General features: G+C 65.4%; 14 protein-coding genes and 1 pseudogene. 11 read left to right on the top strand and 4 right to left on the bottom strand.

What is annotated here, in order from left to right; all coding sequences use genetic code 11:
- Positions 1 to 546 precede the first annotated feature (546 nt).
- Positions 547 to 1,182, top strand: coding sequence for an AAA family ATPase (locus HPY23_RS26695; protein ID WP_200602018.1), 636 nt, complete (start codon positions 547 to 549; stop codon positions 1,180 to 1,182).
- A gap of 4 nt (positions 1,183 to 1,186) precedes the next feature.
- The gene (locus tag HPY23_RS26690; protein WP_200602017.1) at positions 1,187 to 1,459 is read left to right on the top strand and encodes a ribbon-helix-helix domain-containing protein; all 273 of its coding nucleotides are present in this window, start codon (positions 1,187 to 1,189) and stop codon (positions 1,457 to 1,459) included.
- An 82-nt stretch (positions 1,460 to 1,541) separates the two neighbouring features.
- On the opposite strand, the gene HPY23_RS26685 is transcribed toward HPY23_RS26690, so the two are convergent.
- Positions 1,542 to 2,090, bottom strand: a complete 549-nt coding sequence (locus HPY23_RS26685) for a hypothetical protein (RefSeq protein WP_200602016.1) — start codon at positions 2,088 to 2,090, stop codon at positions 1,542 to 1,544.
- Complete coding sequence (locus HPY23_RS26680) at positions 2,080 to 2,358, bottom strand: helix-turn-helix domain-containing protein (RefSeq protein WP_236012903.1); 279 nt, start codon at positions 2,356 to 2,358, stop codon at positions 2,080 to 2,082. The genes HPY23_RS26685 and HPY23_RS26680 overlap by 11 nt, the downstream gene beginning before the upstream one ends.
- Before the next feature lie 101 nt (positions 2,359 to 2,459).
- On the opposite strand from HPY23_RS26680, the gene HPY23_RS26675 reads away from it, so the two are divergent.
- The 9 genes from HPY23_RS26675 to HPY23_RS26635 all read left to right on the top strand — a co-directional run bounded on the left by HPY23_RS26675 (position 2,460) and on the right by HPY23_RS26635 (position 8,801).
- Positions 2,460 to 2,756 (top strand): hypothetical protein, encoded by a 297-nt coding sequence (locus HPY23_RS26675; RefSeq protein ID WP_200602015.1) that lies wholly within the window; start codon positions 2,460 to 2,462, stop codon positions 2,754 to 2,756.
- 12 nt (positions 2,757 to 2,768) lie between these two features.
- Positions 2,769 to 3,200: a hypothetical protein gene (locus HPY23_RS26670; protein WP_200602014.1), complete on the top strand. Its 432-nt coding sequence runs from the start codon at positions 2,769 to 2,771 to the stop codon at positions 3,198 to 3,200.
- Between the two features lie 99 nt (positions 3,201 to 3,299).
- On the top strand, positions 3,300 to 3,818 hold the full coding sequence (locus tag HPY23_RS26665) for a hypothetical protein (RefSeq protein WP_200602013.1): 519 nt from the start codon (positions 3,300 to 3,302) through the stop codon (positions 3,816 to 3,818).
- Between the two features lie 11 nt (positions 3,819 to 3,829).
- Positions 3,830 to 4,111 (top strand): hypothetical protein, encoded by a 282-nt coding sequence (locus HPY23_RS26660; RefSeq protein ID WP_200602012.1) that lies wholly within the window; start codon positions 3,830 to 3,832, stop codon positions 4,109 to 4,111.
- A gap of 64 nt (positions 4,112 to 4,175) precedes the next feature.
- Positions 4,176 to 5,327 (top strand): hypothetical protein, encoded by a 1,152-nt coding sequence (locus tag HPY23_RS26655; RefSeq protein ID WP_200602011.1) that lies wholly within the window; start codon positions 4,176 to 4,178, stop codon positions 5,325 to 5,327.
- 75 nt (positions 5,328 to 5,402) lie between these two features.
- On the top strand, positions 5,403 to 6,365 hold the full coding sequence (locus HPY23_RS26650; RefSeq protein WP_200602010.1) for a hypothetical protein: 963 nt from the start codon (positions 5,403 to 5,405) through the stop codon (positions 6,363 to 6,365).
- 3 nt (positions 6,366 to 6,368) lie between these two features.
- Positions 6,369 to 6,650 carry a hypothetical protein gene (locus tag HPY23_RS26645; RefSeq protein WP_200602009.1) on the top strand — a complete coding sequence of 94 codons (282 nt, stop codon included), beginning with the start codon at positions 6,369 to 6,371 and terminating at the stop codon, positions 6,648 to 6,650.
- A 179-nt stretch (positions 6,651 to 6,829) separates the two neighbouring features.
- A complete protein-coding gene (locus HPY23_RS26640) occupies positions 6,830 to 7,111 on the top strand; it encodes a hypothetical protein (RefSeq protein ID WP_200647362.1) in 282 nt (93 codons plus the stop codon).
- A gap of 1,189 nt (positions 7,112 to 8,300) precedes the next feature.
- On the top strand, positions 8,301 to 8,801 hold the full coding sequence (locus HPY23_RS26635) for a hypothetical protein (protein WP_200602008.1): 501 nt from the start codon (positions 8,301 to 8,303) through the stop codon (positions 8,799 to 8,801).
- Positions 8,802 to 8,807: 6 nt separating this feature from the next.
- On the opposite strand, the gene HPY23_RS26630 is transcribed toward HPY23_RS26635, so the two are convergent.
- Both HPY23_RS26630 and HPY23_RS26625 read right to left on the bottom strand, forming a co-directional pair.
- Positions 8,808 to 9,440 (bottom strand): DUF6889 family protein, encoded by a 633-nt coding sequence (locus HPY23_RS26630; protein WP_200602020.1) that lies wholly within the window; start codon positions 9,438 to 9,440, stop codon positions 8,808 to 8,810.
- A 3-nt stretch (positions 9,441 to 9,443) separates the two neighbouring features.
- Positions 9,444 to 11,325: pseudogene (locus tag HPY23_RS26625) on the bottom strand (hypothetical protein); the annotation flags it as partial.

Genomic DNA, 11,325 nt, shown 5'->3' with positions numbered 1-11,325 from the left:
GGGAGACGATACCACATCACCGTTAGGGAAGCATGGGCGATCGGCGGGCGAGGCGCCGGCACGATCATCCCGCAAGGCACGACCCCGTGCCGGCAACCCCCCGACCAAGCGATAGGACGATATCACATCAGCGTCAGGAGAGCACGAGGGCGAAGCGCCGGCGCGGCCACCCTCCTGCGAGGACGACAGCGCCGGCAACCTACCCGCAAAGCGAGGCGAGCTTACCACGTCGGCGCCTGCGGATGAATGATAGCCTGGGCTTTGTTTCATCACCGACCCCGCGACCGCACTCGCCTGAAACTTTCGAGAATAACTCTTATCGAAAGTTACGCATATCCTATCTCGCGCGCAAGACGTCTTGCTATCAAACCGTCGAGTTATCCAGACGGATCAACGCCTAGGCATCAGGAAGGCATGACGCCTGTCCGGCTCGCTGTCGAGGCATCGAGCCGCCGGGCCGTCGAGGTGGCGAGATGCGGAGACGCCGTGTTAACCAGCCGTCCCGAATGCTCGGCGTCCTGACTTCCACCTAGCGAGACGGCTTCCGTGCGAACCATCACGATAGCGGCCCGCAAAGGCGGGGTGGGCAAGACCACGCTTGCGACGCACCTAAGCGTCATCGCGGCCGAGGGCAGCAAGCCCGTCCTGCTATTCGACACGGATCCGCAGCGGTCCCTTGCCTGGTGGTGGCAGCTTCGAGCCACGGACACGCCCGCTCTGGTCGAATGCGAGGCGCGCGAGCTGGCGACGATCCTCCCGGCGGCTCAAGGTGAGGGTGTCGCCTTCGCCATCATCGACACGCCGCCCCACGCCGAGAATTCAATTTCGGAGGCGATGCGCGCCGCTGACATCGTGCTCGTGCCGACTAGGCCGGGGCCGTTCGACCTCGCGGCGGTGGCGACGACGCTCGACCTGGCGCAGCGCGTCGGCAAGACGCCGCTCGCCATCATCAACCACGCCCCGCCCCGCACAGGCGCGTCAGAGCCCGCGATCGTGGCGGAGGCACGCGAGACCCTGACGAAGATGGGCGCGACCGTCGCCGAGGCCGTGGTCTCGCAGCGGGTCGCAATGAGCCATGCCGTGATCGGCGGGCAGACTGTGAACGAATACGAGCCCGAGGGCCGAGCGGCAGCCGAGATGCTGGCGCTTTGGCGCGAGGTGCAGGGCTGGCTTCAGAGGTAGGGACATGGCGAACGAACGACCGAAGCTAACCAGCCTGTCGGACCGGCTGTCCCGCAAGGTGCAAGGGGCAGAGCCGGCAGCGCCCGCCGAAGCCACCGAGCCCGCCGCCGAGGGCGCCAAGGCCAAGGGCTCGGACGGCCGCGTGCAGATCATCGTGCGCATGACGACGGCCGAGAGGAAGGCACTCCGGCAAATCGCGCTCGACAACGACACGACCGCCCAGGCACTCGCCGAGGAGGCAATCCGAGACGTGCTCCGCCGCTACGGGCGTACCTAGCTCGATGGCACGCCCGCAAGGCGCCTAGACGGCGCGACGGCTTGATAGCTTTCCGTCTTGAACGCTTGGTGTTAGGCCGCCGTCAGGCTGGCGGCCATGTCACCGGCAGGGCCATGAACCCGGGCGGCAACGCGGCGTCGATCTCCTCGCCTGTGAGGGTGCCGCGCTCCATCAGCATCCCGGCGATCGTCTCGATGTCGGCGCGGTGCCGGCGCACGAGCTGGCGGGCGGCTCGGCGGAGGCGGGCGAGGGCAGCGGGCTCGTCGTCCGTCCGGATGTCCAGATCCTCGGCTAGGGCCGCCGCCACCCGGTGATCGTCGTCATCGTCATCCGAGGCGAACGGCGGCCCCAGGATCTCCGCTTCCGCCTCACGTCCAGATTGGACGGTGATGATGCGCCCGCGCACGGTCGAGGCGTATCCTCGGAACTTCTCCCGCTCCTCCCATGCCCGCCAAGTCGCATCGGCGCTGGCGACGACGGCGTGCCCGGCCGACCCGTCCCGGCCAAGGCTATCGTCCGGCACGATGGTGGCGCCTCCGCATGCCATGGTCACGGCGCGGCCGATGACGGCGTGCCCCGCTTCGTGGATGGCGATGCGACGAAGCCACGCCGCAGCGTCCTCAGTGCTCATCTCGCGTTCCATCCGCCCGGTTGCGGAAGCGGATCCCCGCACCGCCGCCGTTCTCGGGAATGAGTTGAATGCCGTTTTTCTCTAAAACGGTTTGTATTTTAGAGAGATTGTCGGCAATTGACTTAGGGACGCCGTCAACATCTTCCATTCGTTTAATGGTTGCGGTCGATACACCGGAATGCTCCGCTAGGTCCTTTACGGACCATCGCAGCAGCCCCCTCGCCATCCGGATTTGCGCGCCCGTGAGCATTGTCTGCCGGTGATCCATTTTAGATCCCCTGTGATCCAAATTGGTTGACAGGGGGTCAGCCACGATCTAGTTTAGCTCATGGGCGCACCAATTGGAAGCGCTGCCCAGAGGCTAAGCCGATGTCCGCCACCCGTTCCCTCTACTGGGCTACCGCGATGAAAGAGATCCAGGCGGATCGCGCCAAGCGGCCCGCTGGCCTCCTTGCCGCTCAGGGTCTCATCCGCGCCACCTCCGCCAAGCGCCGCCCGCTCGTCGTCGCTGGCGCCTACGACAAGGCCGCGATCATGGCCGCCGCCGTCGCCGCCGCCCGCGTCCACCAGGGCCGCACCGGCTCGACCTGGGGCGAGGCGCTGTCCGTCACCCTCAAGGCCACCTGGCAGCTTGCCAAGGCCGCCCGTACCGCCCGCGCCCACTAAGGACCGCTCGCCATGCACGCCCTTGCCTCCGCCGCTTTCACTGCCCGCCCGCCGCGCCGCCCGATCTGGGAGCGCGAGGCCGCCGCCGAGGCCGCGCCGGCCCTGCGCGACGGCGACGCCAACCGCCTGCCCGACCACGCTGCGTTCTGGGCCCGCCTGCCGCTGCCCTTCACCCCGACCGAGGCGTGGCACCTCCTCTCCCCCGAGGCGCAGGCCGAGATCGGCGCGGCCATCATCACCATGCACCTCGCGCAGTACATCCACGGCGACGGCATGGCCGATGCCGACCAGTTCCACGACGAGGCGCTTCGTGGACAAGCGAGCGACGTGGCGAACGATCTCCTCAACCGGATGGACGATCGGCTGTGGTCGCTGTTCCCCGACCTGTACGGCCCGGAGGGTGACCACCCCCGGTGGGCGCTCAACAACGGGTTCGCCTCGTAATTCCTAGTTGTCGCCGCAAGGCACACTGATCCGCCCGGGACGGCATCCCGGATCATCTTCCCACCACAATCCGACAACTTCCAATCAGGAGCCCCGCTCATGGTATCGCTGACGCTCGCCCTGCTGACCGTCCTCCCGCATCGCCGCGCCTTCGTGGCGAGCATCGCGGCCTTCGTCGCCCCGATCGCGAAATCCGCGTCCGCAGCGGCCCGCCCCCTCCCCACTGTGGAAGCGGCTCCGATCTTGGCTCTACCGGCCCCGCCCACGGCCGTTCTTACCCTCCCGGCACCGTGCCGCCCGAGCCCGCTCCTCACTGCAATCGAGGACCACCGCAGCGCCAACCTCGCCGTCAACCAGGCCGTGCGCGACTATGTGCAGGCTGAAGCCGACAGCGCTCCGGACGAGCGCCTGTTGCTCGCCATCGCCGATCGAGCCGGCGACCAGGAGGTGGCCGCCCTCAATGCCCTGCTGGCGCTCACCCCGGCTAATGCCGAGGAGGTGCGCACGCTCGCAGCCTACCTCGCCGAGGTATCGACCGACTTCGACAAGGGCGCGTTCGGGGCGTGGCTGTTCCAGCGCTTCGCCGTGATGATTACCCGCGCGCAGATCCAAGCGTGAAGGCCGGCGCGATGTCCTCCGCTCCCCGCCGCCCGATCATCCCGCAGTCGCCCGAGGCGCGCAGCTACTTCACTTCGCGCGGCTACCAGCGCCGCGAGCCCGCCCCTCCGCCGGGCGTGGAGGAGCCCCACGAAGCCGAGGAGTGGGACGCCATCCACGGCGCCTCCGCCAACCGCCCGGATACGCCCCACGTCCGCGCCCTGCGCTTCCTGAACGCCACCGGCGACCTCCTGGCCGCCTTCGTCCTGATCGGCGGCGGTATGGCCCTGATCGGTCTCGCCACGCACGTCTAACCGCCGCTGCCTCGATAGGCCGCCATCGTGTCAACTTGCTATCAAGATCACAGGATCACTTGCCATGCCGTTCGCTTTGAAGCTCCCCCGCCGCAACCCCGACGCGCCCCGTCCGTCCCTGCGTGAGCGCGCCGCCGCACTGAAGGTTTCCGCCGCGAAGGTGATGGGCAAGCCCGCCCGGTTCACCCCGCCGAAGCCGATCGGCGCCGGAGAGCCGTCCAAGGCCCTCGCCGTGCTCATCGACGCGCACCAGCTCGCCTATGGCCGCTATCTCATCGCCCGGTCGGATTGGACACCCGACCTCAGCGCCCTGCGGCAGGCCGAGGAGGAGGCGTTCCGCGCCCTGCTGCACTCGCCCTTGCGCTCGGATGCCGATCGCGTCGCCTATGCCGTCGCTGTCATCGAGCGGCAATCCGGCGCCCTCGGCGACCACGTTGTGACCGGACGGGATCACCCGCTGTCCGTGGCCTACCGGAGCCTCCGCTTCGGCGAGCACGCCCGGGAGGCGGCACAGGAGCCCAGCCTCCAACCCGTCGGGGCCGCTGTAACGATGAGATTTCATGTAGATGAACCCCGGTCGGGATTGATGACCTACGCCGATGACTACGGTAATCTACACACAAAGCCTTTTGCCGAAGGGTTGGCCTTTGTAGCGGCGCGCCTGAACGCGATTGCTCGAAGCGAATACGAACGGCGGTTCAACGCCGAGTGCGGCAATCTCGACGCTGCGGCATGCGAGGACTTAGATGCTCAACTGCGGTGCGAGTTGCGGCTCGACGCCCTGCATGTCCTCGCCTTCCGCTTCGAGCAAGCATTCGATGAAGGGTTCGCTAAACGCGAAGGATCCCTTGCACGGTTCTCAGCCGCGCAAATCGACCTGTCGCGCCTCGACGTGTTCCAGTTGTCAAGCTTGTTCGAGGCGTATCAGGCCGCAAGGTTCTCGTGGGAGGGCGTCACAGCACGCCCTTATAGCTTCGAAAAAGAGCCGGGCGAAGCCAAGAGCCTAACTGAGTTTGGCGAAGTGGCGGAATTTGAGCAAGATCGCGCTTCCTGGATTATGCACCGGCTTGAGCGGGAAATTGCAAGCCGGAAACCGGAAGACGAAGAACAGCGCGACGAAATCCTGATGGTCCGCACTCAGCAGGAATTCAGGTGCAACATGCGCATCCACGATAACGCGCTGTTGCTCGACATCTCTCGCGCCTGGATCGTCTAGGCGCCCTCTACCCTCTCCCCATCGCTATCCGCCCATCCGCCCCGTCCTCTCCGGCGGCAACCATGGAGCACGCCCGTGCCCTCCCTCAACCTGCGCAACGTCCTTCGTCGCAACCCCGACCGCCCGAGCCTCCGCCAGCGCGCCGCGGCGCTGAAGGCAGCCGCCGCCAAGGCGATCCGCCGCCCGAACCCGGAGGATGCTGCCGGCGCTGCACCGGCCGAAACGTGGGAGTTCCTGGACACCATTTTGCTGTCGCTGGTCCGAGAGCTTTCCGCCATCGAGGCCAGTCAGAACGAGACCCTGGCGGCAGCCGGCGCCGCGGATGCCTGTGACTGCCCGGATTGGGTTCGGCTCGAACGGGATCGCAAGCGCGTCCTCGCGCGGATCGTCTCGACCCAAGCCCACACGATGGAAGGTGTGCGGGCGAAGGTGTCGCTTCTGGACCTGTGCAGCGTCAGGAGCTTTCAGCAGCCGTTTGATGACCTGTCACGGTCAATCGAGGCGGATGCCGCCCGTTTGGGTGCCACGGCTCCCACGGTCCCACCGGCACCGAGCCCGGCCGATCCACACGTCGCCCTCCTGCCCGCACTTCGGCAAGCCTTCGCCTGGACCCGCGAGTCCCACCCGTTCGGTGACAAGCCCGCGAATTCGCCGGAGGGCCGCGCGCATGACGCAGTCCTGGGGCATTGCTGGGACCTAGCGCGGCACATGGTGATGGACCTGCCGCCGCCCACCACGCTCGCCGGGCTCGGCGCGCTGGCGCTGGCCCTGTCCGTCTACGCCGAGGAGATCATCGGCAGGCCGCTGGAAGACGGCTTGGACGTCCAGCGCCATCCCGAGGAATGGCGTCTTGTGGCCGCAACCCGCGCGATGATGTCGGTCGCTGGCGTCGAACCGCTGCCGGGGTGGACCGGGTTCGAGGTGGGGCCGGACAGCGACGCGCGATGGGAGGCGGTGAAGGCGCGGGCGGGCAAGGGTTCGGCCCCGGCCTGGGCGCTCGCCGGCAAGTCCGGCCCCGACGACGCTTCGGAGGCCTGATCCGTGGCGAACGTCATCACCTTCCGCCCTCGCCCCAAGCCCGCCATCCTGCGTGACCAGCAGGCCGCCTTTCGCGAGCAAATCGAGGTTGCGGCACAAGCCGCTCTCGACACCGCCGACAAGCTGATTGCCATCCTCAACGAGATGGATGGCGACCCCGACCTTGAGGACGGCGCCGACGACGAGCCGTCCCTAGGCGCCCCCGAGGGCCACGCCTCGCAAGTCGTGTGGCTGCGCGGCTCTGACACCGACCACGAAATCACCACCCCGGAGATTTGCGCGTGAAACTCGCCACCACCGCCCGCCTGTCCCTCGCTCTCGGCCAGCCCCCGCGGCGTCGCCTTCGGACTGATGCGCCTCCGGGCCATCCGGCGCCAGGTGCTCGTCAAGGCGGGCCACGAAGCCGGGAAAGGCAACGTCATCACCGCTGCCGCCCTCATCGTTCTCTATCTGGCGGGCTGCTGATGCCGACCGCGATCCCCACCGCCGAGCCCCGGCTATCACCCCGCCAGGTCGCTCGCTTCCTGTGGCTCTGCGTTCGGGTGCGATATCTCCGCCGCCGAATGGAGCGGGCCAGCCTTCGGGCCTCCCGCCTTGGGTTCGAGCGTACAGGCGGGCGGTTCGTCTACTTCGCCCGCCTCTGGCTCGAATGCCACGCCGAGGCCGCCGAGCTGCTGCGATGCGAGGAGCCGCCTGACGTCGCCGAGGTGCGGCGCCTGTTCGACGGCAGGCACACGGTCCGCTAACCCTCCACCCATACCTTGCGATCGGGCCTCGTCGCGTATCGGCCCAACCAACCCCGTCAGGCCACTAGGCCGGCGGGGTTCGCTGTTTTTCGGGCTACAGTTTGACGAACCGCCCCGCTTCGTGCCGAATGATCCGTTAAAGGCAGCTCGCATCCCGCGAGTCGCTACCAGGATCACCGCCGCGACAGCAGCCACCTGAAAAAGCAAGACCCCGGAGGCCTGCCAGGGCCACCAGGGTCTAGAGCCCCGAGGGGGCCGATCCATCCAGAACAGGCGGATCATCCCCCGAAATCGCTGTGCGAGTCAATCTGAAAGCCACGCTTTCGGAGACGGGCTCGGCTTGCCTGTGACGGACCGCCCGACCGGCGGAACCGAATGCTGACCCGCGGCCCGAGAGGGCCGAACGATGACGTGTGCCTACCGCTTGCCGCGCTCTGTCGCGGACAGGCTTGAGACGGCCCTGCGCGGCCGGAAGAACGCGACTGCCTGCCTTGCCCTGGCGACGTGGCTCGGCCGGTTCTGGAGCGCCCCCAGGCGGCTCCTGTACTCGTTTCCGATCGACAGGCGGGCGATCGCCGGCCGGGAGGATCTGGGGCTTACCGAAGCCCGGGTGCGCGGTGCCCTCGCGGTCCTCGTCGAGGTGGGGTTCCTGGCGCGGTACGAGCCCGAGGCAGGCAAGAAGTACCAGCGCACGGAGGGCGGCCTTCAGCGCAGGGCGATCTTGCATCGGTTCGGGGAAGAGTACGCCGTAGCCTTCACGGCAGCGAACTCGCGGGCTCAGGCAGCCCGTGGAGCCCCGGCGCCAGCCCGCAGGCCAGTATCCCCGCGTCCGGAGCAGCAACGGGCGCCAGCGCCCAACGTCGCCGCCCCCAGGGCCATGCCCGCATCCGAAGTCGCCCAAAAGCAAACCCTAGGCGGAAGCCGTGTGATTATGGGCGAGGAGCGCAGATGCGAAACGGTTTCGCATTCAGCCTCACCCCTTGAAGAGGCAATTGCACGGCTACGGCGAGGGGTAGGCTTGTGATCGGCAGGGCTGCGGGACCGTTCAAAGCTCTGCCGAGGGGCAGGGTCGCAGGTTGGGCAGCGTAAACCGGCTCCGGCATGGATGGCGGATCGTTGTACGGCGACCTCGACAGGATGGCGACCGATCCCCATACCTTCATCGGCTAATGCGACGCTGAGGTGTGAGATGTGGCGGTTCCTTCAAGGTGCAGTCCTCGGCGTGGCCTTATTTGCGTCTGCACCTGCATTTGCACAAACACAGCGCGATAGTGATGCTTTAACAGGAAACCCTGCTGTTTCAATCTACCAGGGCAAGGTGACATACCCTGATTACAAACGTTCGGCCAAGAGATTTAATTTTGTCAGGACTGGTATCAATAATGGCATTAGCGCCGGACCAAATTTTGCAGGTAAATATGCGATAGTGGTATTAGGCTGCGGTGCTAGTTGCGCCATAGGATACCTGTCGGATGTGTCAAACGGCCATGTGTCAGAATTACCGTTCAGCGGAGAAGATTTCCCAAATCCAGTTTTTTTCTATAACGTAAGAAGCACGGCACTAGTTGTATACTGGCAACCGGACGATAGATGCATGAGACAGGTTGCGGTCCTAGATGCAGACAGCTTCAAGCTATCCAAGCCTGAAGACGTAGGCGGACGCGAGGTATGCGAGGCCGTAAATAAATAGAGCGCGCTACCGGCTCGCGCGATCTTCCTCAGCCGCCTTGTAGGCCCGGCTTTCGTTCTCACCCTCTGCCTGAATGAGATCGTTCATCAGGGCGATGTCTGCGAGCGACAGGGTGCCGTCGAGGAGACTTTCGTAACGACACATTCCACGGCGGACCGGGGTGAGGAGCCAGGATAGACCATCCGGCAGCGCGACGGCATCGAAGCTCGGCGGGCGCTTCCCACGCGGCTCGAACTCAAGCGCCTTGCGGGAAAAGAACGGTTGCAGCGTCGTCCAGACGATCAACGCCACCGACTGTAAAAGCTCCTGAAGGTCCGTCTCGCCCTCAATCAGTTCGTCGGCTTGATCGTCCCATACCGGGCGCCACTCGTCCTCGTCCACGCGGCGGTGAGCATGGCGCAGAGCTCGGCGGATGATGCCATCCAGCGCCTCGTCCGGCATGTCACGGAAAGCGACAAGCAGCGGATCGGCCCCGCTGTTGCCAGCCTTTCGGGCCTTCGCCGCGCTGGTCATGCCCGTCAGGATCGGCTCTACGGCCCTCAGACACCACATCTGGTCGAAGGCGTTCATCTTCGGCATCCGGTATAGTTCGGTGTCGGTTTTGATCGTCATCAACACGCGGTCGGGAGGCTTGTTCATCACTCAGTTCGCCCCCTGCGGCACGCCACGCTCAAAGAATTCCTTGGTCAGGCGGCGATTGCTCCGATCGATCGTCATGCCGAGCGAGTTGACCTCATTCACGCCCGTAATCGTGGTGTTGAACGTAGGGGAGTTGGTCACATTGGAACTGCGATTGTAATTCGTGTTCGGCGCCGCACTGAAGTTAGCATGCATCGCGGCAAAATCCTTATCCCCAAGACTGCTGGCAAGCGCCTTGTTCGTCCGACCCCAATGACCATCGTCGGCGGCAATGACCTGCTCATCAGAAATGTTGGTTGCCTGCCCGATTGGTCTCTTGAGGGCTTTGGGCGGCTCGGCAAGAGGGCTCGTGCTAAGAAGGCCGCCAACCGGCGCTGTCTCGCCTCGCGCCAAGGCGGCCTTGAGCCTTGGGTTGTAGTTCGCCCAATTGCCAACACCTCCATTACGCAGCAAATGGAGCGCGACCTTCGTTTGATCCTCTAAACTTGACGCCATCGCGTTCGGGGTCTTGATCCCGTACAACGGGGCGATGCGGCGCCAGTTGCTATTGAGCATCTGGAAATAACCTTGAGCCGTATAGCCCTTAGGGGTTGCAGGATCAAGACCCTGACCTTTACCCACATAGTTCATTGTGTTTTGTCCGCCGGACTCGTACTTCAAGATGAGCCCTAGCGTATTCCGTTCATCCGCTGTCATTTGGATGTTATCGGGAAGCGCCGGTATCTGGCCGCTTCCCGCAGCCCTGCCCCCGCCGACGCCGGGCTTGTCCCCATACCTCATATTCGGCTTCCGGCCGCCGAGCCACGTGGGGGCGTACTTCCGATACAGCCGTCCGAGCTTGCCGGAGTTCTCCTTGCCCACATCCCCCATGGGGTTGCTGTCGAGCGCACCGCCCGTCGCAGGATCGACGTTGCCCTTTGCGACCTGGCCGGGGAGCTGCGCGGCTGTCGCGGCGCCTGCGATACCCGCGCCCGCCAGCAAGCCGGCCCCAGCGAACCCGCCGATGCCGAAGCTGGCGAGGAGCCCGGCCCAGCCGCCGCCGACGAGGCGAAAGGCCAGGAGGAGCTTTGCTACCCACGTCGTCAGCACGTAGGCCGCGAACACCTTGAGGGCGGTCTGTAGGCTGTCGATAGAGGCTTCCCACTTGCCCGTCTTCTCATCCACGCTGCCGAGGGTGCCCAGGATCCCGTCCAGGAATTCCTTCGCCTCCTTGCTGGTCAGCAGCTTGAGGAGCGCGGTGGCGAGCGCGATCACCGCCTTGACGATCTTCTCGATGATCTCGGCAATCTTGTCGCCGTTGCGGTCCAGAAAGTCCAAGAACTCCTTGAAGACGTTGTCCTGAGTGCCGAACAGTCGGGACGTGACCTTGGCCCCGATGATGTCGATCGCGGCCCCGATCTGGCGCCATGTCGTCGCGAGCTTGTTGCCGTCCGCCGCAGCCTTGTCTGGGTCGAGGCCGGCTCGCTTCATTGAGGCGCGGTACTGATCCGCGAACACATCAACGTTCTTGCCGAGCGCCGTCAGGGTGTGTTCGTCGATCCCAAACATCTCACCGATGTAGGATCGGACGGCAAAGCTCTTGCCATTAAGGCTCTTGCCGAGATCAGAGAGAAGCTTGGTTCGGTCGCGAAGCTGGCCGTTGGCGTCTCGGGTCGTCACGCCGTATTGCTTCAATAGCGCTTCGGAACCCTGAGGGTTCATCTTCATGAACCGGGCGAAGTTCTCAAGCGAGGACTGAGCGCCGGCCGCCGTGCCGCCGAGCTGGCTCACCCCGTAGGAGAAGGCTTTGATGTTGCCTGCCGACGCGCCGACACGCTGGCTCGCGAAATAGAGTTGGTCGAATTGTTGCGCGACTTTTGTAATAGCCGTGGCAGCCGCAATAGCC

The organism is Methylobacterium ajmalii (assembly GCF_016613415.1).
GTDB classification, from domain to species: domain Bacteria; phylum Pseudomonadota; class Alphaproteobacteria; order Rhizobiales; family Beijerinckiaceae; genus Methylobacterium; species Methylobacterium ajmalii.
This window is presented reverse-complemented; position numbering and strand designations above follow the sequence as displayed.